The organism is Actinotignum vesiculae (genome assembly GCF_051267215.1).
Lineage (GTDB): Bacteria > Actinomycetota > Actinomycetes > Actinomycetales > Actinomycetaceae > Actinotignum > Actinotignum schaalii.
In genome coordinates, this window is sequence record NZ_JBOZGG010000013.1 from 36,444 (window position 1) to 59,512 (window position 23,069).

Annotated in this window: 23 protein-coding genes; 16 read left to right on the forward strand and 7 right to left on the reverse strand. The window is 63.6% G+C overall.

The genetic code is table 11. From position 1 onward, the window contains the following. The first annotated feature begins 19 nt into the window (after nt 1–19). The 6 genes from lysS to ACRQHG_RS07480 all read left to right on the forward strand — a co-directional run bounded on the left by lysS (nt 20) and on the right by ACRQHG_RS07480 (nt 7,566). Nucleotides 20–1,501, forward strand: a complete 1,482-nt coding sequence (gene lysS, locus ACRQHG_RS07455) for a lysine--tRNA ligase (protein ID WP_435719903.1) — start codon at nt 20–22, stop codon at nt 1,499–1,501. Between the two features lie 366 nt (nt 1,502–1,867). Next, entirely contained in the window at nt 1,868–2,890 is a 1,023-nt protein-coding gene (locus tag ACRQHG_RS07460) for an efflux RND transporter periplasmic adaptor subunit (RefSeq protein ID WP_435719875.1), read from the forward strand. Next, nucleotides 2,890–3,570: an ABC transporter ATP-binding protein gene (locus ACRQHG_RS07465; protein WP_035276747.1), complete on the forward strand. Its 681-nt coding sequence runs from the start codon at nt 2,890–2,892 to the stop codon at nt 3,568–3,570. The genes ACRQHG_RS07460 and ACRQHG_RS07465 overlap by 1 nt, the downstream gene beginning before the upstream one ends. Beyond that, entirely contained in the window at nt 3,567–5,090 is a 1,524-nt protein-coding gene (locus tag ACRQHG_RS07470; RefSeq protein ID WP_435719876.1) for an ABC transporter permease, read from the forward strand. Before ACRQHG_RS07465 ends, ACRQHG_RS07470 begins: the two co-directional genes overlap by 4 nt. 102 nt (nt 5,091–5,192) lie before the next feature. Continuing rightward, complete coding sequence (locus ACRQHG_RS07475) at nt 5,193–6,131, forward strand: NAD(P)-dependent oxidoreductase (RefSeq protein WP_435719877.1); 939 nt, start codon at nt 5,193–5,195, stop codon at nt 6,129–6,131. Between the two features lie 82 nt (nt 6,132–6,213). Further along, on the forward strand, nt 6,214–7,566 hold the full coding sequence (locus ACRQHG_RS07480) for an MFS transporter (RefSeq protein WP_087069933.1): 1,353 nt from the start codon (nt 6,214–6,216) through the stop codon (nt 7,564–7,566). A 98-nt stretch (nt 7,567–7,664) separates the two neighbouring features. Here the strand turns inward: ACRQHG_RS07480 and ACRQHG_RS07485 are convergent, their stop codons facing one another. Beyond that, nucleotides 7,665–8,948 carry an MFS transporter gene (locus ACRQHG_RS07485; RefSeq protein ID WP_435719878.1) on the reverse strand — a complete coding sequence of 428 codons (1,284 nt, stop codon included), beginning with the start codon at nt 8,946–8,948 and terminating at the stop codon, nt 7,665–7,667. Nucleotides 8,949–9,077: 129 nt separating this feature from the next. On the opposite strand from ACRQHG_RS07485, the gene ACRQHG_RS07490 reads away from it, so the two are divergent. After that, nucleotides 9,078–9,719 (forward strand): GntR family transcriptional regulator, encoded by a 642-nt coding sequence (locus ACRQHG_RS07490; RefSeq protein WP_435719879.1) that lies wholly within the window; start codon nt 9,078–9,080, stop codon nt 9,717–9,719. Here the strand turns inward: ACRQHG_RS07490 and ACRQHG_RS07495 are convergent. Both ACRQHG_RS07495 and ACRQHG_RS07500 read right to left on the reverse strand, forming a co-directional pair. Beyond that, on the reverse strand, nt 9,697–10,545 hold the full coding sequence (locus ACRQHG_RS07495) for an SMP-30/gluconolactonase/LRE family protein (protein ID WP_435719880.1): 849 nt from the start codon (nt 10,543–10,545) through the stop codon (nt 9,697–9,699). The two genes, ACRQHG_RS07490 and ACRQHG_RS07495, sit on opposite strands and share 23 nt — an antisense overlap. Nucleotides 10,546–10,658: 113 nt before the next feature. After that, a complete protein-coding gene (locus tag ACRQHG_RS07500; protein ID WP_435719881.1) occupies nt 10,659–12,470 on the reverse strand; it encodes an L-lactate permease in 1,812 nt (603 codons plus the stop codon). Between the two features lie 43 nt (nt 12,471–12,513). On the opposite strand from ACRQHG_RS07500, the gene ACRQHG_RS07505 reads away from it, so the two are divergent. After that, entirely contained in the window at nt 12,514–13,680 is a 1,167-nt protein-coding gene (locus tag ACRQHG_RS07505) for an alpha/beta hydrolase fold domain-containing protein (RefSeq protein ID WP_435719882.1), read from the forward strand. Here the strand turns inward: ACRQHG_RS07505 and ACRQHG_RS07510 are convergent. After that, the gene (locus ACRQHG_RS07510; RefSeq protein WP_435719883.1) at nt 13,636–14,526 is read right to left on the reverse strand and encodes an HhH-GPD family protein; all 891 of its coding nucleotides are present in this window, start codon (nt 14,524–14,526) and stop codon (nt 13,636–13,638) included. The genes ACRQHG_RS07505 and ACRQHG_RS07510 overlap by 45 nt on opposite strands. Before the next feature lie 685 nt (nt 14,527–15,211). Between ACRQHG_RS07510 and ACRQHG_RS07515 the strand changes: the two genes are divergently transcribed. Further along, nucleotides 15,212–15,949 (forward strand): hypothetical protein, encoded by a 738-nt coding sequence (locus ACRQHG_RS07515; RefSeq protein WP_435719884.1) that lies wholly within the window; start codon nt 15,212–15,214, stop codon nt 15,947–15,949. 87 nt (nt 15,950–16,036) lie between these two features. On the opposite strand, the gene radA is transcribed toward ACRQHG_RS07515, so the two are convergent. Together radA and ACRQHG_RS07525 are read right to left on the reverse strand one after the other, a co-directional pair. Next, nucleotides 16,037–17,413 (reverse strand): DNA repair protein RadA, encoded by a 1,377-nt coding sequence (gene radA / locus ACRQHG_RS07520; RefSeq protein WP_435719885.1) that lies wholly within the window; start codon nt 17,411–17,413, stop codon nt 16,037–16,039. Nucleotides 17,414–17,537: 124 nt separating this feature from the next. Beyond that, entirely contained in the window at nt 17,538–18,230 is a 693-nt protein-coding gene (locus ACRQHG_RS07525) for a potassium channel family protein (RefSeq protein WP_016441787.1), read from the reverse strand. A 91-nt stretch (nt 18,231–18,321) separates the two neighbouring features. Between ACRQHG_RS07525 and ACRQHG_RS07530 the strand changes: the two genes are divergently transcribed. From ACRQHG_RS07530 to ACRQHG_RS07545, 4 genes are read left to right on the forward strand one after another with little or no spacing between them, the layout of a single operon-like run. Continuing rightward, nucleotides 18,322–18,840: a hypothetical protein gene (locus ACRQHG_RS07530; RefSeq protein ID WP_435719886.1), complete on the forward strand. Its 519-nt coding sequence runs from the start codon at nt 18,322–18,324 to the stop codon at nt 18,838–18,840. A 37-nt stretch (nt 18,841–18,877) separates the two neighbouring features. After that, nucleotides 18,878–19,213: a helix-turn-helix domain-containing protein gene (locus ACRQHG_RS07535; RefSeq protein ID WP_435719904.1), complete on the forward strand. Its 336-nt coding sequence runs from the start codon at nt 18,878–18,880 to the stop codon at nt 19,211–19,213. Next, a complete protein-coding gene (locus tag ACRQHG_RS07540) occupies nt 19,197–19,589 on the forward strand; it encodes a hypothetical protein (RefSeq protein ID WP_435719887.1) in 393 nt (130 codons plus the stop codon). The genes ACRQHG_RS07535 and ACRQHG_RS07540 overlap by 17 nt, the downstream gene beginning before the upstream one ends. 58 nt (nt 19,590–19,647) lie before the next feature. Beyond that, nucleotides 19,648–19,887 (forward strand): hypothetical protein, encoded by a 240-nt coding sequence (locus tag ACRQHG_RS07545; protein WP_435719888.1) that lies wholly within the window; start codon nt 19,648–19,650, stop codon nt 19,885–19,887. A gap of 23 nt (nt 19,888–19,910) precedes the next feature. Here ACRQHG_RS07545 and ACRQHG_RS07550 read toward each other — a convergent pair whose 3' ends face one another. After that, complete coding sequence (locus ACRQHG_RS07550) at nt 19,911–21,311, reverse strand: TrkH family potassium uptake protein (protein WP_026428671.1); 1,401 nt, start codon at nt 21,309–21,311, stop codon at nt 19,911–19,913. 207 nt (nt 21,312–21,518) lie between these two features. On the opposite strand from ACRQHG_RS07550, the gene ACRQHG_RS07555 reads away from it, so the two are divergent. From ACRQHG_RS07555 to ACRQHG_RS07565, 3 genes are all read left to right on the forward strand, one after another. Further along, entirely contained in the window at nt 21,519–21,725 is a 207-nt protein-coding gene (locus ACRQHG_RS07555) for a helix-turn-helix domain-containing protein (RefSeq protein ID WP_269087863.1), read from the forward strand. A gap of 195 nt (nt 21,726–21,920) precedes the next feature. After that, entirely contained in the window at nt 21,921–22,019 is a 99-nt protein-coding gene (locus tag ACRQHG_RS07560; protein WP_005504750.1) for a 30S ribosomal protein bS22, read from the forward strand. 454 nt (nt 22,020–22,473) lie between these two features. Next, complete coding sequence (locus ACRQHG_RS07565; protein ID WP_087069920.1) at nt 22,474–22,980, forward strand: MarR family winged helix-turn-helix transcriptional regulator; 507 nt, start codon at nt 22,474–22,476, stop codon at nt 22,978–22,980. Nucleotides 22,981–23,069: the final 89 nt, after the last annotated feature.

Here is a 23,069-nt window from a genome sequence, read left to right on the forward strand (position 1 = left end):
TAGTGAAACCCCGGAACAGATGCGTATTCGGCTGGACAAGCGCGCCCGCCTGCTCGCGGAAGGAACCGAAGCCTACCCGGCCGAACTTCCCATCACCGCCACCATCCCGGAAATCCGGGAACAATACAGCGATATTGAGGCCGGCGAAGAACTAACCGAGACGTCGGTGGGTATCGCCGGGCGTGTCATGCTCTCCCGCACCGGCGGAAAAATTGCTTTCGCCACCCTCCAAGACGGGCGTGGCAACCGCCTCCAGGTGATTCTCTCCCTCGCGCACGTGGGCGAAGAACGCCTGGCCGCCTACAAACAAGACGTAGACCTGGGCGATTTCATTTTCGTGTCCGGGCATGTGGGGGCCTCCAAGCGCGGCGAACTCTCCGTTTTCGCCCACGAATGGCAGATGGCCTCCAAGGCCCTGCGCCCCCTGCCTAAGATTTACCAGAACGAAGCCGGCGAAGACGTTGCCCTCAACGAAGAATCGCGGGTGCGGATGCGCCACCTCGACCTCATCACCCGCCCGGCCGCCCGTGATATGGTGCGGCTGCGCGCCGGGGTCATGAAATCGCTGCGCGCCAATTTTGACCGCCGCAGCTACGTAGAAATCGAAACCCCGATCCTCCAGCCCATCCACGGCGGGGCCGCAGCCCGGCCCTTCCAAACGCATATTAATGCCTACGATGAGGACCTCTACCTGCGCATTGCCACCGAGCTCTACCTCAAGCGCGCGGTGGTGGGCGGCGTGGATCGCGTTTTCGAAATCGGGCGGAACTTCCGCAACGAAGGTGCCGACTCCACCCACTCCCCGGAATTCACCGCCCTGGAAGCCTACCAGGCTTACGCCACCTACGATACGATGGCCGAACTCACCCGGGACCTTGTCCAGCAGGCCTGCCTGGATACCCTGGGCACCACCACCGTCACCCTGAATGACGGCACCGAATATGACCTGGGCGGCGAATGGCAAAAACTCGATCTGTACGAATCGGTTTCCGCGGCCGTGGGTGAAGAAATCACCGTGGATACCCCGCGTGAACGCCTCGAAGCTCTCGCGGAAGCCCGCGATATCGCGGTGGCGCCCTTCTGGGTGAACGGCAAAATCGTGGAAGAACTCTTCGAAGAACTGTGCGGGGACCAGCTCTACGCACCCACCTTCGTGTACGACTTCCCCGAGGATACTTCCCCGCTCACCCGCCCGCACCGCACCAAGAAAGGTCTGACCGAAAAGTGGGACCTGTACGTGCGGGGCATGGAACTGGGCACCGCCTATTCCGAGCTGGCCGACCCGGTTATCCAGCGCGAACGCCTCACCCAGCAATCCATCGAAGCCGCCAACGGCGACCCGGAAGCCATGCAGCTGGATGAAGACTTCCTCGCCGCCATGGAACAGGGCTTCCCTCCCACCGGCGGCATGGGCATGGGCATCGACCGCCTCCTCACCGCCATGACCGGCCTGGGGATCCGTGAAACGATCACCTTCCCCTTCATTAAACCCGGGAAGTAACCCGGCCGGCCAGGGGAATGACCTGGCGCGCTGGGGAAATAACCCGGTCGCTTCAGGAAGTAACCCGGCTCGAAAGTAATTTTTCGGTACGACGACGCCCGCGCCGCGGAGGCCCAGCCCCCGCGGCGCGGTGGCGTATCTGGCACGGGTACATAGAGCTGCGCGGCGTTGCTCCGCACGGGGGCGGCTTAGGCCGCTACCAGCTGCCGGGAACAACCCAGCCTGGCACCCGGTAAGTTGCCCGCTAAAAGAAACGTGATGAATTTTCCTATTTATTTTTCGGCCTCTTCACGGTAATCTTCCAAGTAGTTCGGTGCCACGCCCGGCTTCCCGAATCCTATTTCCCGTGTGCAAAGGTGCCCGTCCATGAAGAAAACTGACACCATTTTCCAGGTCATCAAGCTCCTGCTCGGCCTCCTCATCGCCGCAGCTCTCGTCAAGTTCGCATTTTTCCCGAACCAACGCACCTCCACGGAACTCGTGGCCCAGGGGGATTTCACCATCCCCACGGTGGTGGCCATGCCAGGGGATATCGATAATTCCCTCACGCTCGATGCCACCGTTATGCGCAATCCGGCCACCCCCGTGCGGGCCACCGCCAACGGCACCGTGGACGTGGTTGATGTCAAAGCGGGCGCCGTCGTCAATGAAGGTGACCGGCTGCTGCGGATCCGCCACGAAGAAGAAAAAACCACTGCCGCCACCGTGGAAACTTTTGAGGACGGCACCGAAGTGGAAGTGCCCGGCGAGCCCTATATTGAAGTGAGTTACGTGAATGTGCTCGCTCCGGTGGGTGGCACCGTGGCGGTGGATGTGCTCGTGGGCCAGCCGGTTTCCATCGGGGAAAGCATCGGTTCCATTACTCCGGCCACCTACCACGCCCGGGTGAGCGTGAAACCCGAACAGCTCTATTCGCTCGCTTCGCTGCCGCCGGCCGGCCAGCTCGCGGTCACGAACGGCCCGGCGCCCTTCGACTGCACCAATCTGCGCACGGTTACGGAAAAAACCGGTGCGGGCGCGGGTCTGGGCGCTAAAGAAGCCGAGGCGCGCGGCCTGGATGGCGCGTCCGGAAGTGTGCAACCGGCGCTTATCTGCGATATTCCCGCTGAACAGCAGGTTTACGACGGTTCGGCCGCGAAACTCACCATCCCGGGGAGCAATACCACCGGGGTGCTGACCGTGCCGGTCAGCGCGGTGGAAGGGCGCTTCCGCGAGGGTGTGGTCTACCTGCCCGCGGCGGACGGCGCACAACCTACCAAACGCACCGTGCAACTCGGGGTGACGGACGGGCGCCAGATCCAAATCACCGGCGGGCTGGAAGAAGGCGAAGAAATCCTCCAGTACGTGCCGAGCGCGCAGCCCACGCCCGACCCGATGATGGGGATGTGATGTTAGAGCTTGAGCAGGTGACCCGTACCGTCACCCTCCCCAACGGCCGCCCGCTGCCGATTCTGCGCGGGGTGGACCTGCGCATCGAGCGCGGGGAGTACGTGGCGATTATGGGCCAGTCCGGAACGGGGAAATCCACCCTCCTCAATATCATCGGGATGCTCGACCTGCCCGATACCGGCTCCTACCGTTTTGAGGGCCGCGACGTGGCCGACTTGAGCGAATCGGCGCGCGCCCACCTGCGCGGCTCCCTTTTCGGTTTCGTTTTCCAGCAGTTCAATCTGTTCCGCGGCCGCACCGCCGTGCAAAACGTGGAAGTGCCCCTGCTGTATTCGGATACCGCCACTATTTTTCGACGGCGCAGCTTAGCTGCCCAGATGCTGGATCGGGTGGGATTAGGGGACCGCCTGGATGCGATGCCCTCCCAGCTCTCGGGCGGGGAGCAGCAGCGGGTGGCCCTCGCCCGGGCGCTCGTGCGCCGCCCCCAGGTTCTCCTCGCGGATGAACCAACCGGTGCGCTCGACGTGGATACCGCAGGGCGGGTCATGGATCTTATGGAAAGTATGGCGCGGGAAAATAACGCCACTTTCATTATGATCACCCACGATCCGAAAGTGGCCGCCCGCGCGGATCGCCGTTTCACCATCCACGACGGGCTCGTCTGGCCGGAGGAAAAATGACACGCATTTTCGGGGCCGTTCTCGAAGCCTGGGAAGAAATTCGAGTGGATCGCGGGCGAGTTATTCTCTCCCTCGTCGGGGTGGCGGCCGCGGTATGGGCGATGGCAACCGTGCTCGCCCTGGGTCAGCTCATTAGCGCCGCCGGGGAACACCAGCTCGCCCAGTGGGAGGGTAAACCAGGCACCGTCAATATCGGGGTGTATAACACCGGTGGGGAGGGCGGCGCCGATCCGTTCGCCAACCCTTATGCCGATCCTTACGCCAATCCGTACGCGAATCCGGTGGCTCCGCCCACCGGCGCGCAGCTCGGCACCCTGGCCGGCGCCCAGGCCAGTGAGGATATTTTCAGCACCACCGTGGCCGAATACATGGAGAAGGCCGGGGCGAATTATTGGACCCGCTCGCGTACCTCCTATGTGTCCCTCGCCTTCCCGCCGGTACTGCCCGGCGCGGGTGGCGCCGGTGATATTCAGGACCTGGAGGGCTGGGGATCCGAAAGCATGGCCGGGGCGGAAGCTGGCGGCGAGCTGGGTGCCGGCGGCGAGCTGGAAAGCTCCGGCGCGGTCGAAGGCGCCGAACCGGTAGGGGATGGCTCCAACGGCACCGAGTTCGGTGAAGGAGGTGGCCCCGGGTTCGGGATGATGGAACCGAATTACGAAATGCTCGCCGTGGACCCGGCCTACGGCCCGCTCTTCGACGTGCAGCTCACCCGCGGGCGGTGGCTCACCGAAGCCGATGGCGAGCGCCTCATGAACCCCGCCGTCGTCAATGAAATGCTCTACAAGGAAATGGGCGAGCCATCGCTGGCCAGCTACCCGCAGATCGCGCTGTCCGGACCCACCGGGGTGCGGATGACGGTGGTCGGGGTGGTCGCGGACCGCTCGCGCTGGGATAGCCCGCGCCTGCACGTGCCCTACGAGAGCATGGCCGCCGCCGCGATGACCCAGCTTTCCCCCATGAATTCCTCCACCGTTTCGGTACTGGTGCCCCGCGGGGAAGAGGCGGAAGCCCAGAAGGTCCTCGTCTCCGTACTCCAGGGCCGCCTAGGGAAGAACTACCAGGTGGAAGGCCAGTTCATCGAAAGTCAGATGCGCGGCCAGGAATCCACCGAACGCCAGGTCACCGCGATTATCGCGGCCATCGGCGGGATCGTGATCCTGGTGGGCGCCCTGGGCCTGCTGACCGTTTCCATTGTCACGATGAAGCAGCGGGTGCGGGAAATGGGGATCCGCCGCGCGATGGGCGCCTCCGCACGCCGTATCTTCACCTCGGTATTCCTGGAATCCGTGGTGGCGACGACGGCAGCCGGTTTCATCGGGGTCATCGCCTCGATTATCACCATCCGCACCGCGCCCATAGCCCGGTGGCTCGATCTGCCCTTCTCGGTGGATAGCGTGGGATACCCGATACTGGCCGCCTTTATTGGCCTGGCGATCTCCGCCGGAGTGGGAGCGCTCTGCGGAATTATCCCGGCCACCATGGCGCTGCGCATCAAACCGATTGACGCCATCCGCTTCTAGGTGGGAGCGCGCAGAAATTCGCGCAACCGCGCGCGGAGTTTCTCTCACCGCGCGGGCGCATTCGCCCTGTTATGCGCGCCTGCACCGGACTAGGCTAAAGCCATGAAAGTACTGCTCCCCAATAGCTTTGACCTCTCCCTCCCGCCCGAAGCGGGCATCACCTGGGTGACCTTCGATGTGAACGCACCCATCCCGGAAGAACACCGCGACGCCGAAGCGCTCGTGGTCTGGCTCGACCCGAATGCGACCGAGCACGTGGCCCAGCTTCCCCAGCTCAAACTCATCCAGGGCATGATGGCCGGCGCGGAAAGCCTGCACGCCACCAACCCGCCCGCCGGAGTCGTCCTCGCCACCGCGAACGGCCTGCATGACGCCACCGTATCCGAACACGCCATCGCCCTCGCGCTCTACCTGGTGCGCGACCTGCGCATCGCCACCGAAGAACAGCACAACCACCGCTGGTCGCGCGACCGTATCTTCTTCACCGAACTGCGCCCCGGCGGGCGCCTGACCAGCCTGCTCGGCGCGAAGGTAACCATCTGGGGCTACGGGCATATCGGGCGCCACCTGGCCGGGATGCTCAAAGTTTTCGGGGCGCAGGTGCGCGGCCTGGCCACCTCCCGGCGCACCGAAGGTGATATTGAGGTGTACGACGGCGCCAACCTCGCCCAGCGCGATGAGATCCTGGCCGATACCGATGTCCTCATTCTCATCCTCCCCGCAACTGAGGCCACCGCCAATGTGGTGGATGCGAGCGTCTTTGCGGCCCTGCCCAGTCGCGCCGTCGTCGTTAATGTAGGGCGCGGAAAAACGGTGAACGAAGAAGACCTGGCCGCCGCGCTGCGCGAAGGAAAAATCGCGGGCGCCGGCCTGGACGTGACCGCCACCGAGCCGCTCCCCGCGGATTCGCCGCTGTGGGACCTGGCCACGATTATTACTCCGCATACCGCCGGCGGGCGGCCCGTGGGTGCCGAAGAATTGATCCTCGCCAATGTGCGGGCGCTGCGCGACGGAGGGGAGTTTATCAACCGCGAAGCCTAAAGCGCCCGGGACTACCACACTGCGGCAATAGTGCGCTACACTCCTTAAACTGACATACAGTTCAGCTCAAGGAGGAGTAGTGATGTCATCGAGTGACGATAAGCGGCCGGCCACGCCCGCCGCGGAATCCGAGGACACCAGCGCGCAATTCGCCGCCGCGCACCCGGACACTTTCGCGCAGTACCTCAGGCGGCGCGGCATGGTGTTCTTCGTGGCCTACCTCGGCTACGTATGCGCGTATTTGGTCCGCAATAATTTCAAACTCCGCTCCGAAGCCCTGCGCCTGGAGAACGACTGGAGCCTGCCGCAAATCGGCCTGGTGCTCACCATGTTCACCATCACCTACGGCTTCGGGAAATTCTTCATGGGGATGCTTTCCGACCGCGTTTCCCTGCGCCGCATTTTCGCCGGCTGCCTGGGTCTTTCCGCGGTGCTCTGCGTTGCCATCGGTTTTACCACGAATTTCTACCTGCTCGCGGTGCTCATGTTCCTGCTCGGTTGCGCGCAGGGGGCGCTCGCGCCCTCGTCCATGGCGATGATCGCGAATTGGTACCCGAATAAAACCCGCGGTTCCGGTATCGCGATCTGGAATACCTCCCAGAACCTGGGCGGGGCGCTGCTGCCCCTCATGATCACCTGGCTGCTGGCCCTGGGCGGGCCCAGCGGCGGCGCGATTGCCTTCTGGGGCCCGGGCCTGGTGGTCTTCGGCCTCTCCATCTTCTTCTGGAAGTACGGCGGGGACCGCCCCGAAGCCGAAGGCATGCCCACCCTGCGCCAGATCTACGGGAAGGCCGGCGAACCGAATACCGACGAAACCCCCGACGAAAGCTACTGGCATATCCTGGTGCGTTTCGTTTTCACCTCCCCGCTGGTCCTCACCGTGGCCTTCATCAACGCCGCGCTCTACTTCCTGCGTTTCGGGGTGCTCAACTGGATGCCGGCCTTCCTTGGCACCGAAATGGGCTTCACGGAAGCGCAGTACTCCACGGCTTTCTCGGTGCTGGAATGGATCGCGATTCCCGGCTCCTTCCTCTTCGCCTGGATTTCCGTCAAGCTCCCCAACCGCCAGTCCGTGGTGGGCTTCCTCGGGCTGCTGTGCCTGGCCGGCCTCATCTGGGTCTACATGGGCAACGACAATTACGTGGTGCTCCTCATTGTCTCCGGGCTGATGGGCGCGCTGATTTACGGCCCGCAGCTCATCGTCAATATTCTCACCCTCAACTTCGTGCCGCTCAAGGCGGCCGGGGTGGCGGTCGGTTTCGTGGGGCTCTTCGGCTACATCGTTGGCGAGATGGGTGCGAACCTCATTATGCCGATCCTCGCCGAGCGCTTCTCCTGGGCGGCCTCCTTCACGCTGCTCGCCGGCATCGCGGTGGCGGCCGGGGTGATGTACCTCTCGCTCTCGCGGCGCGAACAGGCCGTGGTGCAGGCCTAATAGTTACCGCTGCATAATGTACGACGACGCCGGCGCGGGGCCCGAGGATTCGGGCCCCGCGCGGGTGTGCTGGCAGCCAGCTAGCTGCGTCGTCGTTCTTAATACCGCAGGCTGCGCATTTCCGGGCCGCGCAGGCTCGCGTACCCGGCCGCGCAGATGAGGGCGGTGAGAGCGAGGCTGGTGTAGGCCACCGTCCAGCCGTAGCCGGTGACCAGGTGGGGGATGAGGAAATTCGCGAGGGTTTCGCCGGCCAGGTAGCCGGCCGCGCCCACCACCCCGGTGGCAGCCCCGGCCACATTATCGGGAACCAGGGAGAGGGTGAGCATATTAATACTCACCTGGGGTCCGTAAATGAGAGCGCCGAGCAGCAGCGCCAAGGCTACCGAAGAACTGCTAAAAGCCAGGTGGGGCCAGGCGGCGAGCGCCGCCGCCAAGACCAGCATCGCTTTCATGGCGGCCGATGAAGCCCGGTTGGGGTGGTGCGCCGCGTAAGCCCCGAAAGCGAAGGAGGCCGGGATTGCCGCCAGTTCGGCGCCGGCCAGCGCGATTTCCCCGTCGCGCCCGGTGGCATGGGCGGCCGCGAAAATAACTATCCAGTTGATGACCCCGAAACGGATGCAATATAGCAGCGTATTAATGCCGACCAGGGTGAGGATCCAGCGGTTGGTGAGCACCGCCCGCACCACCGTGGGCCAGTAGCCGTCCGCGCGGGTGCTCAGCTGCGGGGTGCCGGCCGGGCCGAACAGCATGGTGAGGGTGGGCAGGCCCTGGCGCCAGGGGCGGTCTGCGCCGGTGCGGTAGGCCCAGATGCCCACCGCGATAGTGAGCAGGCCCGGGATGAGGAAAATGTGGAAACGGGCCAGGCTCCAGCCGGTGAAGGCCCCGGCCAGCAGCGGGAGGAGGGCGGCGCCCAGGTTCTGGGAGGTATTCCAAATCGCCACCCGCGAACCGCGTGAAGAATTGGGATACCAGGCCCCCAGGAGCACCAGGGCGGCCGGGGCGAGGGCCGATTGCACCAGTCCGTTCGCGAAGGTCAGAGCCGCGATAGCCTGGGGAGAGCTGGGGAAGCCGGTGATGATGCACAGGATTCCGGAAATAATGAGCGCCCCGCCGAAGAGCCGGCGCAGCGAGACGCGGTCGGCCACCATACCGAAAATGATTTTTCCGCACCCGTAGGCGAGGGTGAAGGCGCTGAGCACGAAACCGACCTGGTAGAGGGACCAGCCTTCTTCCTCGACGAAGCGGGCGGAGACCACTTTGAGGTTATTGCGGGTGGTGTAGGCGAACACATAGCCGATATAGACAACGAGGAATACGTGGGCGCGCCAGCGGTAATAATCCGGGGCGGGGGTGCAGCCCGGTGGGAACCGCGTGGCGGCCATGATCCCTCCTTTCGTGCGTGCCCGCGCGATGGCGTAAAATCACAGTGGAAACTGACAGTCAGTTTACCTAGGATAAGGCGGGAGCGGGCACTCACCCAGCTCGTTATCCCGCGGAGGAAAGGAGTGCTGATGGCTCGCCGGCTTGCCGATGATCTGGCTGACCACCTGCGCGAACGCATCCTTTCCGGAAATATTGCGCCCGGGGAGCGCCTGGCCGAAGCCGCGATTGCGGAGGAATACTCAGTGGCGCGCTCCACCGCCCGCATCGCGGTGGAATCCTTGATCGCGGACGGTTTGGTGGAGCGTGAGGCGCGTAAACACCCGCGGGTGGTTACCGTGGAAGGCTCCGAAATCCCGGAGATTGTGGCGCTGCTGGAGATTAGTGAATCCCTGGCGTTGGCGCGGATTATGGCCGGCCATCCGGATTTGCGCCCGCTGCGCGCGGCTCGCGGGGAGCAGCCCAGCCGGGTGCTGCACGCCCTCGTGGAAGTCTCCGGCTCGAAGCGCCTCGAAGCACTCCACCGCCCGCTCACTTTCCACACCATGCTGTACGCGGCCAGCCGGGCTGAGGCCGGCAGCGCTGATGCTAGCCGCGCTGATAGTACGCTCGCGCAGGCACAGGATCAGCTCATTGACGCGGTTTTACTAGGGCAGGAGAGCGCCTGGGAGGCACTGCGCGCCTTACAGCGGGCACGCCAGGCCCGGCTCGGGGTGGACGCGGGCGCGGTGCTTGCCCATACCGGCGGTGTTACCCCGCAAAAGGCAAGGTAGGCTGACCGGCTACCGGCCCGTCCATCCACCACAGCGCCCCCGCGCCCCGCGAATCATCATTTTCGCGTGAGACGGTCACGAAAACATCCTTACCGTCTGCTCCGCCCAGGGTCACCGCGGTGGTCCCGGTCACCGGGAGCTGGTATTCCTGCACGATCTGCCCGCTTGGATCGAGGACCCGGATGATGCCGGCCCGGTTGAGGGCCACCCACACATTCCCTTCGCTATCGACGGTCAGCCCGTCCGGGCTCGCACCTTCCACGTGGTGGAAGTCGCTGCGATGCTGGAGTGCCCCGGCGTCGTCGACCTCAAAAACAGAAATCGCGCGTGTGGAGGTGTCGATGTAGTAGGCACGGGTGCGGTCGGGCGAAAAACCGATGCCGTTCGAGGTGGTGACGTCGCTCACAACCACGCTGACCTCGAGGGTCGGGGAGATGCGATAGAGGCGCGCGGTGCCGCGGGTGGTGGCGTCGCGGGTGTAGGGCATCGAGCCGGCGTAGAGGTAGCCCCACGGGTCCGCGGTGCCTTCGTTCATGCGGTAGGCGGGGCTGTTCCACAGGGTTGCGGCCGCGCGCGGGGCGGCCGTGGCGGTATCGGCCAAGGCCAGCCCGCGTTCGGTGGCGACGACGTAACCTCCGCGCACGCGCGGGCGCACAAATGCCGCGATTTTCGAGCCGGTGGCTAGGCGATCCACCCCGCCATCGCTACGCAGAGTGAGCAGGTCGCCGGCTAGCATATCCACGAAACGCAGCCCGCCCCAGCTGTCTGACCACACCGGGCCTTCGGCGTGGAAAGCAACAGCGTCGGTAATTTGTTCAAAAGCCATGCTCTCCAGGGTAGGCCAGTGCGCCCGGGCTGGCTAGCTGTACGGCGGGCGCGCCGGTTAGCTAGCTACGCTGCGCGCGCCGGCTGGTTAGCCGCAGTGCTCACGCGTCCGTTTTACGCGGTGATGAAGCTCAGCACTCCGCTCGCGGCCAGCACGACGACGAGGGTCAGAAGCGCGAGCAACCCGAGCGAATAGGCAGCTCCGCGGCGCAGCAGCTCCGGTTCGCTGCCCGGGGCGCGTACCGCGGTGGCCGCAATCGCGAGGTTTTGCGGGCTGACGATTTTCCCGAGCCCGCCCCCGAGCTGGTTGGCGGCCAGGAGAAGATGCGGGTCGATGCCGGCCCCGGCGGCCGCGGTGGCTTGCAGGTTCCCGAAGAGCGCGGCCGAAGAGGTAGCTGAGCCGGTGACCGCCGTGCCGATCCACCCGAGGAAAGCGGAAAGCGCCGCGAAAGCGGTGCCGGCCAGGGCCATGAAGGCGCCGATGGCCTGGGTTTGGCCGGAGAAATTCATGACGTAGGCGAGGGCCATAATGGTGGCAATCGTTCCCACGGTCACGGCTAGGTTTGCCACGGTGGCACCCAGGGTGGCCAGGCCGGTGCGGAAGGAATAGGGGTAGCGCCCGCCGGAGGAACACCGCGCGTACACCGCGGTGACCACCACTCCGGTGAGGAACAGCATCGTCCCCGGGGAGGAGAGCCAGTTGAACGTAAAGGTGGTGGTGGACAGTGCGTTACCGGCCTGGTCCACCAGGTGCCCGTGCAGGCCCGGCCAGCCGAAGCTGATATCGGTTTGGGCCAGGAATTCAATGCGGCGCGGGGCGGCGGTGCCAGCAGCTCCACTCGCGCTGGCCGCGCAGCCCGCACCGGTGGTGCCCGGAACGGTGACCCGCCACAATTTGGTGACCGCGAGGACCACCACAACCAGCAGGTAGGGGAGCAGGCCCAGGAATACCCGGCTGGCGGAGATTTTCTCACGCGCGGGGGCGCTGGCGAATTCGGCCGGGGTGCGGGCCGGGCGCCAGCGGGTAAGCAGCACGGCGGTGAGCGCGAAGGATAGGAGGGAGGCGATCACAGCGATGAGTTCGTGAGAAATGAAATTCGAGGCGATGACGTGCCCGGTGACCATGCCGATGCCGGCGGTGAGGGCTACCGGCCAGGTGTCTTTCACCCCGCGTTTGCCGTCCACGATAAAAACGAGGAGGAGGGGCACGCCCACGGCCACCACCGGGATAATCCGCCCGGCTACCGCGGCCACGTCCATGGGATCAGCCACCCCGCCCATGCGGGCCACTGTGGTGAGGGGGATGCCCATGGCGCCCAGGGCTACGTTGATGCCGTTGCCCACCATGGTGGCCAGCGCGGCCTTGACCGGGGGCAGGCCGATGGCCAACAGCATGGCGCAGCTGATGGCAACCGGCGCGCCAAATCCGGCCAGTCCCTCAATGAGGCCGCAGAAAATAAAACCGATGAGGATGGTCTGCACTCGCATATCCCCGCGGCCCAGCGCCGCGAAAACCGCTTGCACGTCCTTACTGCGCCCCGAACTCTCGGTGAGGTTGTAGAGCCACACCGCCATAATCACGATGTAGCAAATGGGGAAAAGCCCGAACGCCGCGCCTTGCAGGGCGGAGAGTCCGGCCAGGTCCGCGGGCATCCCGAAACCGGTCACGGCGATGACCAGGGCCAGGCCGAGGGAAATAAGGGAACACCAGTGCGTGGCGACGGAGAACACCCCGAGGAGCACGAAGAACACCAGGAGTGGGAGTGCCGCCAGGAGGGCGGAAAGCCACAGCTGGCCGCCGACCGCGTCGGGCACGGGCGTGAAGGTGGTACCGGTGAGGAGGGAGGTATTAGCGAGGAGGCTTTTATTCGTGAGGACTGCGGAAAGCTGGCTCGGCATGGCGAGCAGCGCGGGGCTACAAGGCATTCCTTCATCGTACCGGGGCGGTTCGGGCCTTTATGATGACTTTATGTCTAGCTCGGACGTGAGATTATCGGCCTCGATGCGGGCGGCCTTGGCGCAGGACGCCCGGCTCGCCCTCCCGCATCACGGGCACGGGGAACCCGCCGCCATGCAGGCGCGTTACGAAGCCGAGCACCGCTGGTGGAATGAGGGCGGGCCCGAGGTTGCGTGGCGCGCGGATACGCTTCCGACCCGGCACGGCCCGGTCCCGGTGCGGGTCTATTCGCCCGGGCAGGATGCGCGGCCCACGGGGTGCGGCGCGCTTTCACCTACCGAATTAGGTACGACGACGCAGCTCCCGGCGGGCGCTAGTTCGGCCATCATCGTGTATCTGCACGGCGGGAGCTACTGCGTGGGCAGCCCGGCCACCCACGACCGTCTCACCCGCGAGCTTGCCGCCGCTACCGACGCCGCGGTGGTGAGCGTGGATTACACCTTGGCGCCTGGGGCACGCTACCCGCGCATATCCGAGGAATGCGAGGACGCGGTCATCGAGCTGGCCAGCCGCTTTCCCGACTGCCCTATCGTGCTGGCGGGGGATTCCTGCGGGGCAACCCTGAGCTTAGGGACTTGGTGGCGGTTCGCGCGGGGGCCGGTTACCGAGCGGATAGCTGCGCTTGTTTTGTACTACGGCGAGTACGGCCTGCCCGCTCCTGCCGTGGCCAACGCAGCCGCTGCCGCTTGCGAATCGCTGGGCAAGCCCGCATGCAATACGGATGCTACAAGCGATATTGATACTGCGGATGGCGGTGATACCTCCGATGGAATGAGCCCCGCGGATCGCGCCTACTACGACTCCCTTTATTTTTCTTCGCCCACCGAGCGGGCCACGGCCCCGGATATCGCGCTACTACACACGGAACTGCGCGGCTGCCCGCCCGTTTTCATCGCGGTGGGGGACTGCGATCCGCTGCTGGCCGATAGTCAGGCGCTGGCCACGCACCTCGAGGCGAGCGGGGTGCGCGTACGCCTCGAGGTTATTCCCGGGGTGATGCACGCTTTTCTCCAGCGGGTGCGGCTTCTGCCCGAAGCGGGCCGCGTCATCGCGGATACCGCAGTATTTCTAGCTGATGTTCTGGGCCACCCCGGCTCCAGCCACTGCGGTGTCAACTCCGATTCCGGCGGCACCTCAGACTTGGGCCACCCCGGCGGCCACGCTCTCGGCGATAGGTAGGTGGTAGCGGCCTTCGCTTTCCTGGGCGAGCCCGTCCTCTAAGAGCGAGGCAAGGGCGGGAGCAAAACGCTCCTCAGCCAGCTTGCTTCCGCGCACCAAGTCAGCGCGGCTGCACCCACCGCGGCGCTTGCGCAAGACAGCCATGATTTTTCCGCGGGCTTCCCGCTGAGTCCCGGTGAATTTCTGGGTGGTGCGCGGGGCGGCATTCTTTGGTTTCCCGGCAGCTAGCCAGCGGCATTCGGCGCGTAGCGGGCATCCCGAACAGGCCGGTTCGCGTGCGGTACACACCAGGGCTCCCAGCTCCATGAGAGCCCCGTTCCAGCGTGCTGCGCCCGGGCCGTCCGCGGGAACAAGCACAGCGGCCCGCTCGCGTTCCCGAACTGTTTGATGGGCGGGCGGCAGAGCGGCGCCGTCGTACACCCGAGCGAGCACCCGGCGAATATTCGTATCGAGGACGACCGAGCGTTCCTGGAAAGCGAAGGCGAGGAGGGCGTCGGCCGTATAGGGGCCGATGCCGGGCAGGGCGAGGAGTTCCTCGCGGGTGCGCGGGACGCGGCCGCCGTGCCGTTCGACCAGGGTGATAGCGCATTCGCGCAGGCGCAGGGCTCGGCGCGGGTAGCCGAGTCTGTCCCACATAATGAGCACATCGGCGGGTGAGGCTGCGGCGAGGTCGGCCGGGGTGGGCCAGCGTTCCAGCCAGGCTCGCCAGGCGGGCGCGACCCGGGCGACGGGGGTTTGTTGGCTCATCACTTCGCATACCAGAATCGCCCATGGGGAGGTGCCGGGCGCGCGCCACGGTAGTGGCCGCGCTGCGCCGTCGTACCACCTTAAAAGATTCTTGAGCATTATCTGTAGTGTGCCGGAAACGCGGGGATTATGCACGTTTTGGTACCGTGGATCCGTGAAAGAAACGGGCGGAGAGCGCCGCGCGCCACAGCGGCACACGGGTGGTGCGCCGCGGCGTGGCCGCGAGCGGCGCGAGGATCAGGCTGGGCGAACCGCGCGAGTGAGGCGCGGGGAAAGCCAGCGTGAGCGCTCGGTTCGAGGGAAAGAGCGCGGCTTGGAACGGGGCTCGGAACGCGCGGCGCAGGCTGCGCGGCCGCGGCGCTCGGCGCAATCGGCACCTTCGGAACGCGGGCAGCGCGGTCGCCAGGCGAGTGCACCGGCGGCTCGGCAGCGCAGTGGCCGGTCGCGTAGCGGTCAGCAACGTGCAGATCAGCAAGGTTCAGCCCAGCAGCACGTAAGCCGGCAACGCTCCGGTGAGCAACGCGCAAAGCGGCAGCGATCAGACCGCGAGCAAGTGCATCGGGGGCGCGACGCCCGGGAACGGACCACTCGGGAGAGCTCTCCCCGCGAACGCGCAGGACAACGAACCACTCGAGAGCGCACTACCCGCGAACGCGCAGGCCAGGACCGCGCCCGCCAGGGCACTAGCCGGGAGCGCCAGGCATCTACCCGCCGGCGCCGCCCAGCACCGGCCGGCCTGCGCGCCCAGAGCCGGGTCCGGGAAAAGACCTCGATTTTTGCGCGTTTGGAACCGAAGCATTGGCTGTGGATTTTTGCCGCGCTCGCGATCGTAATTGGCGCGGTGGTGACGTTTAAGTTTGCGGCCTCGCGTTCTCAGGAGCACGCGGAAGCCCAGGCTGCGGTCCCGACCACTTTCTACGAGCCGGTGGCCTGCACTCCGGATATGCTGCGGATGCGGGTGACGAATAACGAACGCGGTGCGGGCGCGCCGGTGTCTTTCTCGGTGGAGCTGACGAATAAATCGACTACGAATCCGTGTTATGTGGATGCCGGGTGGGGCAATCTCAATGTGTCGATTACGTCCGGCGGGCACCAGGTGGCGAATACCGCGGCGTGCCAGGTCGGGGATGAGCATCGCCGTTTGCTGCTGGATCGCGGGATGGACGCCGTGACCACGGTGACGTGGCCGGGCGGGAACGAGGGCGCCGGGTGTGGCAGCTCGGGCTCGCTGTCCACACCGGGCACGTACAAGGCGGAAGCTATTTTTGCCGACGGCGCAGCTTCTCCCGCTACCGCCGTCTTTGAGCTGATTACCGGGGGTGGCAAGCAGCCCGCCCGCCCGGATGATGAGGCCGGGGCCGAACCGAGCGCGGATGCTAGCCCGGCGCCCAGCGCGGAGCCGAACGCCGCGGAAAATGGTGCGGAAGGCGAGAACCAAGAAACAGCACCCGCCCCGGAAGCCGGCAGCGGAGAAGGCGCCGAATCGCCCGCGCCGGAAGGGGATTCTGAGCCAGCGAACTAGCCGGGCCCGCCGCGCAGGTACCATTTTCTTTCTGTGCCTACGCCATCTATGCCCGGCCTTGGCGGCCTACCCGGTGGGAAGCACCGCCTACCCGGTGGGGAGCACCGCTTCCAGGGCCCCTCGAATATCCGCGCAGCGTTGCACCCGAATCCCCTCGGGTAGTTTCGAGCTATCGGTGTGTTCGGGAACAATGGCGAGGGTGAAACCGAGCCGGGCAGCTTCATTGAGGCGCTGGGGGAGCCCGGTAACCGGGCGGAGTTCCCCGGTGAGGGCCACTTCCCCGATGGCAATCACCCCGGGAGCGAGCGGCAGATCCATATAGGCCGATGCCAGCGCCAAAGCAATCGCGGCATCCGCGGCCGGTTCGCTGGCCTGCGCCCCACCCACCGTTGACACAAAAATATCTTTTTGATCCAAGCTCAAGCCCAGGCGCGATTGCAGCACCGCGACCATCATGGCCACCCGCGCGGAAAGCACCCCGGAATTGGTGCGCTGCGGCCGCCCGGACGAAGGAACTACCAGGCCCTGGACTTCCGCCGGCATGGGCCGCCGCCCTTCCAGGGTCATGGATACGCAGGTGCCGGGCACCGTGTGATCCCGGGCGGAAAGGAACAGCCCCGAAGGATCGGGTAGCCCCACAATACCGCTTTCGGTGAGCTCAAAACACCCGACTTCATCGGTAGCGCCGTACCGATTCTTCACCGCGCGCACCAAGCGCAGCCGCGAGTGTTTATCCCCTTCAAATTGGCAGACCACATCAACCAGGTGTTCCAGGACGCGCGGCCCGGCAATGGAACCATCTTTCGTGACGTGCCCGACCAACACCACCGGCAGGCCATGTGTTTTAGCCACGTTCACGAGTGCCGCGGTAACAGCCCGCACCTGCGCCGGTCCGCCCGCGGTTCCCGCTACCTCAGCATCGGCCAAGGTCTGCACCGAGTCCACGATCAGGAGGGAAGGCCGGGCGTTTTCAATATGCCCGAGGGCCCGCCCGATATCGCTTTCCGAGGCAAGGAGCAGATGCTCATCCATCGCCCCGATGCGCTCCCCACGCAAACGCACCTGGGAGGCGGATTCCTCCCCGGAAATATAGAGGACCGGCGCCCGCCCCGAGCGTGCCGCGGCCCGCGCGGCCTTCGCCGCCACATCCAAGAGCAGGGTAGATTTGCCTACCCCCGGTTCCCCGGCAAGCAAAATTACCGCGCCGGGAACCAAACCGCCGCCCAGCACCCGGTCCAATTCGGATACCCCGGTGGGGATTTTCCGCGCGGCGGTAGCCGGTACCGAGGTGATAGGTTGCGCCGGTGAAGTGGGCGCTAAAGCGGCCGGAGCCGCGGAGGGCGCGGCCGGACTATGTTGATCGAGCGTGCCCCACGAGCCGCACCGCGCGCAGCGGCCCATCCATTTGCCGGTGGACCACCCGCACTCGCTGCATTCGTACACGGTTGCCGGTTGTTTTGCCATGCCACCATCCTAGAGGGGGCCTACGACATAAAAATCGCGAGCTAAAAGTCGCTACCGAATCCCTACCGAATAACTACCGAGCTGAGCCCGCTACCGAGCCGAACCCGTTACCGAGCTGAGCCCGCTACCGAGCCGAACCTACCGCCGGGATCCACCCCTGCCGGTTGGCGAACTCCTCCAATAGCTCGGTATCGCCGGACACGATAATCGTGTCATCTGCCCCGATGAGGGTGTCCTCGGTGGCGTATTCAAAGGGCTGATTCGGCGCCTTGACCCCGATAATCCGCACCCCGAAACGCTCACGGATACGCGATTTCGCGATGGTGAAACCGCGAATCTCCCGCGGCGGGCGCATCTTCACGATGGAGAAACCGTCCTCCATCTCGATATAGTCGAGCATCCTGCCCGAGACCATATGTGCCACGCGCGTACCGGCGTCGTACTCCGGATAAATGACGTGATGGGCGCCGATCCGCCGCAAAATACGGCCGTGCGCACGCGAAACTGCCTTCGCCCAAATCTGCGGAATCCCCAGATCAACCAGATTCGCGGTCACCAGCACGGAAGCCTCCAGCGAGGTGCCCACGCCTACCACGGCCACGGTGAAATCCCCCGCGCCCACCTGGTCGAGCACCTCCATACTGGTGGCATCCCCTTCCACCACCCGCAAACGATGGCTCCACCGCTGCGCGGTATCGGGATTCTTTTCGACGACGAGCACGTCACGCCCCAAATCATCGAGCGTGGTAGCGATGGCGGTCGAAAAACGCCCCAGCCCCACCACGAGGATGGCTTGTTCGTCGCGCGTATCCGGCATAGCCGCCCTTTCTCCGGTCACAATATCTCTGGCTCGTAGTCTAACGCTCCGCACCAAAATTCATGTCGTAAGCCCGTGCGACCATGAATGCATGTACAAGTTCGTTATGGCACAGGAAGGCACGCTACGCACTCGCGCCAATCGCGGGCGCGACATTGTGACGCATACCTACCGTTGGGCTCACCCCGGGCCTGGGTCTGTGGGTATTGAAGCTAGATGGGATGATCCGGGGTGTTGGCTCTCTCAAGACTTCGCGACCATCCTCCAGCTTTTTGGAGGTGAGGGCGCTGGTATGAATACCGCTATGTACCTAGCTGGTGAAATTGAGGAACTGCTCGATTCCGCTGCGTTTGGCGACCTTGAGTCCAAGGCGGTAACTCGTTGTAAGAGCCGGCCAGGAGTCGCGGAAATACGTCTGCTCAGTTCTTTTCCTATTGGGGAAGCGACGTTCCATGTGAGGATCTATTATGGCGAGCCTGAAGAATGGGAAGGGCTTGTTTCTCTCTGTCTTGCTGTCAAGTCCGCAGGCCCGCGGTGGAAGGAAGAACAAAACGCAAGTATCGCATTGGCTCAAGAGCGTGGTGAAGCATGGATACAACTGCTAGAGTAAATGTGTATCGTATATATCCGATATGGAGGGGGATGTGATGGAAGAAAGACTGCTCGTAGTTCGTGAGAGGTCACGCCTCCAGGCGGCCCGTAGGCGGCGTCTACTGCGCGAACTTAAAGCCATACGGATGCGCAAAGGTCTTTCTCAAGAAACTGTTGCAAGCAGAATGTGCACCACGCAATCTGCGGTTTCTGAGCTGGAGTCGGGCATAACTAATCCAACGATTCATACTCTTCAGCTATACGCTGTGGTTATCGGCGCAGCCATCTCTTACACGGTTGAAGATCTTGACCGTGATTACTCGTACAGCTGGACTGAAACTATTGATGAGTCGGTTCCTGACGTGGGGGTTGAATATGTTACTCAAGGATGATGTGCAACAAGTGAGATTTTTGGAAGTCTCCGGTGAAGTTAACGGAGGCTTGGAGACTCGCCCCGATACGCTCGAGTGCAAGATGAAGATTGACTCCAAAATTCTCGAACTCGCGGGAGAATTTCAGGGTACTGTTTTCGTTGATGTGACCATGGGTCTTATGGCTGAAGACGCTGGAAGACAGATGTATTCTTCGCATGTTAAAGCCCGGGTGCGTATAGGTAACCAAGTGTCTCGTGAAAATGTTCAGCATGCTGATGTTGTTGAGCTAGTATGGCCAGTTTTGGCCGGCAAACTCATGAGCGTTGCTAGGGAACTCGATATGCCCCTTTCGAGCATCCCGCTTTTCATGCCAAGCAATGATCGGCTTGACTAAAGGCAGCACTGAAATTCTGTGTTCAAGGAAATGGAAATCCGGGTAGGTGGGGGATGTTATGAAGGATTGGCGTGCGCTCGCGGTAGGCGTTATGAAGGCGCTGGTGGTGGCTGCGATTGGCGGCGGGGTCGCTTTTCTTACGGTGACTCTCCTCAACCGTATTTTCCCGCCGGCAACCCCGAACGCTATCGCCCCGGCCGTCGTGGTTGCGGTGCTTTTGTTCCTCTCCTCTTTGCGCAGCATTTTTCGGAACGACGGCGGCTCAGCCGGCACCAAGCGCCGAAGCTCACGTAGGTAACCCCGGATGAGCGGCCTGCCCGCTTAGCCGATAATCGGCCGCTCTTCGGGCAGCCGGATAGTGCGGCGTCGTGAACGCAACGCCAAAGCGGCAGCGAGCGTCATCGTGCCCGTGCGCCCAAAGAACATGAGGAGCACCAGCACGAACTTCGCGCTGGCCGGTAGCGCCCCGGTGATCCCCGTGCTCAAACCGCAGGTAGCGAAAGCGGAAATCACCTCAACCAGAATCTCCGAGAAAGTGAAATTCGTGAGTTGAAGCAGCGCCACCGAACCGGTCACCACCATGATCCCGCCGGCGAACGTTGCCGCAATAGCCAAGCGCAACACCTCGGCCGGGATGCGCTTACCGAAAGCCTCGGTATCGCGGTCCCCTCGCGCCTCGGCGCGGATCGCCAGCAAGAGCACCGCGAAAGTCGTCACCTTAATGCCGCCCGCCGCGGAAGCCGAACCGCCACCAATGAACATGAGCGAATCAAGGAGGATCCACGATGTTTCACCCATCGCACCCACATCAATCGTGGTCAAACCCGTGGAACGCGCATCCACCGAGAGCGTGAGCGCGGCGTTGATCTTATCGGCCACCGCCAAATTACCCAGGGTATTCGGGTTATTCCATTCCAGCACCGCCAAGAAAACCGCGCCGAGCACCGCCAAGCTGATATAGGTGACCAGCGTGATCTTCGTGGTGACCGACCATTTACGCGGGCGTGAACGATTACGCCACATATCCAAAACCACCGGGAAACCAATAGCCCCGGCAACAGTGCCCAAAATAATCGGGATAGTCAGCGCCCACTGCCCCACATACGGGCTCACGCCCTCCGGCATGATCACGAAGCCACCGTTATTAAAGATGGAGACCGCCATGAAATAGGAATGCGAGAGAGCATGAAGCAGGGCCTCGCCATTGCGCAAAAAGAAAGGGAGGAGGGCCAGGAACAAAATGGCTTGCGCCGTCGACGCCACAATAATCACCGCGCGGAGCAGCGTACCTACCTCGCCCAGGCTCGACTGATTCTCCTCCGCGGTGAGCATGCGCTGCGTGAGCCCCACATGCCGGGAAACCGCCCGCCCCAGGATCGAGGCCAGCGTCATCACGCCCAGGCCGCCCACAATGAGCCCGAAAGAAATAAAAAGCTGGCCCCATACCGACCAGTACGTCGCGGTATCAACCGTCACCAGGCCAGTCACGCACACAGAGGAAGTCGCGGTAAAAAGCGCATCAATAAACGGCGCGCTCTTCCCCGTGGTGGTTGCCAGCGGCAAAGAAAGCGCGGCAGTGAGGAACAAAATGATGAGCGCGAAAATAAGAAGCGCCAGGCGCGCGGGCCGGTCCCGCGCCACCCGATCCACGCGTCCACCCACGGCCGCCAAACGATCACGCCAGCTCAGGCGCGCGGATGCCACCTCAGGGTGTGCTGCCATGGGCGTCCTCCGGGTCCTCGAGCTAGCGGCTGCGGCCAGGGAAAACGCCGCGTACCTGTTCCGTAGTATATTCCCCTGCCACGTACCTCACGGAAAAGCGGCACATAACATGCAGAAAATGCTGTGAATGCTGAGAATATGGGATATCCTTGCTGTAGCTGTTGCCGATGTGGCAAAAAATTACTCCAGGATGATGGGATGAACCAGATGCAAATGCCTTCGTCTCCGCAGTTTTACACCGTCGCGGAAGTGGCTGAATTGACGCGTGTCTCGAAGATGACCGTCTACCGCATGGTTCACGCCGGCGATCTGCCGGCCGTGCGGGTGGGAAGCTCCTACCGGGTACCCGCCAGCGCTGTCGAAGCACTCCTGTCTGGAAATAGCCTCCCGCAACAGCGCGCGGTCGGGGAATAGTGCGGTCCGTGGCCGATGCGTCGTCGCCCGAAAAGGGTTGCCCGAAAAGGGTCGCTAGAAACGGTGGCAGGCCCGGAGCGGTTGTGAATTTAACCGTGTTCTGATTCACGCGCTACGCATAGGCGGGCGCGGGCCGGTAAGATACTGTGATGTTCCATCGGGGCGATTCCCCGCGATCTAGTTTTGGAGGTGCCTGTGGGTTCCGTTATTAAGAAGCGCCGCAAGCGTATGTCGAAGAAAAAGCATCGTAAGCTGCTGCGTAAAACTCGCCACCAGCGTCGGAACAAGAAGTAGTTCCCCGCGTGCGGAAGGGCCCGGATGTCCGGGCCTTTTTGTTTTATCGTTTGTTTTAACGCCGTGGTATCGAGGCTTAGGGACAAGTGAAAGTGCTCACATATTCATGAGATGCTTATCGAGCAAACCTTGACAATTCGGGCAAAAATACTTATCAATATTACTACCTAGGTAAGGGTAGCCTTCCTAAAAAGAGAATGTAACTCTGAGTTGCGTTCGTACAAAGGTATACTTCACGTGATGCTGTGGTCGACGGCGCTTCGCCAGGCACGGGCGTGCTGCGCGCGGTACCGCGCTACGAGCACCACTTAAGGCCTTTCGCTCCTGTGTTCCCGCGTGGGAAAATAGAGGAGAAGTGGCGTCATCGTTCATCCGGCGCAAGCTGGATGTGTTGCGTCCGGCGCGGGCGCAACGACGTAATGAAGACTCGCACACTCCGTGTGAGTTGCCGTTAATGTCACGACGTGACATCGTGCCTGACGAAGGGATGAATCTCATGGCCGCGGAAGTTCGCTGGCTTTCTGAAGAGGAACAATTTGCCTGGCGCGCGTATCTGCGCGCGACAGCCGTGACCTCAGAGGCGCTCAACCACGCACTCATGGTCAATCACAATCTGTCATTGAACGAATATGACGTTCTGGCCCGCCTGTCCGAGGCGGAAAATCGCTGCATGCGGATGTCGACTCTCGCCGATGTGATGGTACATTCGCGCTCGCGGCTCACCCACACCGTCCGCCGCTTGGAGGCGCGCGGCCTGGTGGCACGCTCCGCCAATGCGCATGACCGGCGCGGGGTGGATTGCACGCTCACGGATGCAGGTTTCAAGCTGCTGCAAAAGGCGGCCATTACCCACGTGATCTCGGTTCGCGCTCACCTCGTGGACAAACTCGGTCATGATGACTTCCTCAAGATGGGCGAGCTGTGCACTCGCCTGGTGGGCAACGCCGCCGATATTTGGTAGGCGCTCGGGCACGTAGGTAATCGGGCGCGCCGGCCGGAGGGAGCTTTTCAAGCGAATTTTCCAAGCGAGGGGGCTTGGGGTCCGGCCGG

What these genes read in the sequence shown, in the direction of transcription:
- ACRQHG_RS07485 (WP_435719878.1), bottom strand. Translation starts at nt 8,948, where the DNA reads ATGGCCGCCACGCGGTTCCCACCGGGCTGCACCCCCGCCCCGGATTAT.
- ACRQHG_RS07555 (WP_269087863.1), top strand. Translation starts at nt 21,519, where the DNA reads ATGCAAATGCCTTCGTCTCCGCAGTTTTACACCGTCGCGGAAGTGGCT.
- ACRQHG_RS07495 (WP_435719880.1), bottom strand. Translation starts at nt 10,545, where the DNA reads ATGGCTTTTGAACAAATTACCGACGCTGTTGCTTTCCACGCCGAAGGC.
- ACRQHG_RS07525 (WP_016441787.1), bottom strand. Translation starts at nt 18,230, where the DNA reads ATGCCGGATACGCGCGACGAACAAGCCATCCTCGTGGTGGGGCTGGGG.
- ACRQHG_RS07530 (WP_435719886.1), top strand. Translation starts at nt 18,322, where the DNA reads ATGTACAAGTTCGTTATGGCACAGGAAGGCACGCTACGCACTCGCGCC.
- ACRQHG_RS07545 (WP_435719888.1), top strand. Translation starts at nt 19,648, where the DNA reads ATGAAGGATTGGCGTGCGCTCGCGGTAGGCGTTATGAAGGCGCTGGTG.
- ACRQHG_RS07500 (WP_435719881.1), bottom strand. Translation starts at nt 12,470, where the DNA reads ATGCCTTGTAGCCCCGCGCTGCTCGCCATGCCGAGCCAGCTTTCCGCA.
- ACRQHG_RS07475 (WP_435719877.1), top strand. Translation starts at nt 5,193, where the DNA reads ATGAAAGTACTGCTCCCCAATAGCTTTGACCTCTCCCTCCCGCCCGAA.
- ACRQHG_RS07510 (WP_435719883.1), bottom strand. Translation starts at nt 14,526, where the DNA reads ATGCTCAAGAATCTTTTAAGGTGGTACGACGGCGCAGCGCGGCCACTA.
- ACRQHG_RS07470 (WP_435719876.1), top strand. Translation starts at nt 3,567, where the DNA reads ATGACACGCATTTTCGGGGCCGTTCTCGAAGCCTGGGAAGAAATTCGA.
- ACRQHG_RS07480 (WP_087069933.1), top strand. Translation starts at nt 6,214, where the DNA reads ATGTCATCGAGTGACGATAAGCGGCCGGCCACGCCCGCCGCGGAATCC.
- ACRQHG_RS07540 (WP_435719887.1), top strand. Translation starts at nt 19,197, where the DNA reads ATGTTACTCAAGGATGATGTGCAACAAGTGAGATTTTTGGAAGTCTCC.
- radA (WP_435719885.1), bottom strand. Translation starts at nt 17,413, where the DNA reads ATGGCAAAACAACCGGCAACCGTGTACGAATGCAGCGAGTGCGGGTGG.
- ACRQHG_RS07535 (WP_435719904.1), top strand. Translation starts at nt 18,878, where the DNA reads ATGGAAGAAAGACTGCTCGTAGTTCGTGAGAGGTCACGCCTCCAGGCG.
- ACRQHG_RS07460 (WP_435719875.1), top strand. Translation starts at nt 1,868, where the DNA reads ATGAAGAAAACTGACACCATTTTCCAGGTCATCAAGCTCCTGCTCGGC.
- ACRQHG_RS07550 (WP_026428671.1), bottom strand. Translation starts at nt 21,311, where the DNA reads ATGGCAGCACACCCTGAGGTGGCATCCGCGCGCCTGAGCTGGCGTGAT.
- ACRQHG_RS07505 (WP_435719882.1), top strand. Translation starts at nt 12,514, where the DNA reads ATGTCTAGCTCGGACGTGAGATTATCGGCCTCGATGCGGGCGGCCTTG.
- ACRQHG_RS07465 (WP_035276747.1), top strand. Translation starts at nt 2,890, where the DNA reads ATGTTAGAGCTTGAGCAGGTGACCCGTACCGTCACCCTCCCCAACGGC.
- lysS (WP_435719903.1), top strand. Translation starts at nt 20, where the DNA reads ATGCGTATTCGGCTGGACAAGCGCGCCCGCCTGCTCGCGGAAGGAACC.
- ACRQHG_RS07490 (WP_435719879.1), top strand. Translation starts at nt 9,078, where the DNA reads ATGGCTCGCCGGCTTGCCGATGATCTGGCTGACCACCTGCGCGAACGC.
- ACRQHG_RS07565 (WP_087069920.1), top strand. Translation starts at nt 22,474, where the DNA reads ATGTCACGACGTGACATCGTGCCTGACGAAGGGATGAATCTCATGGCC.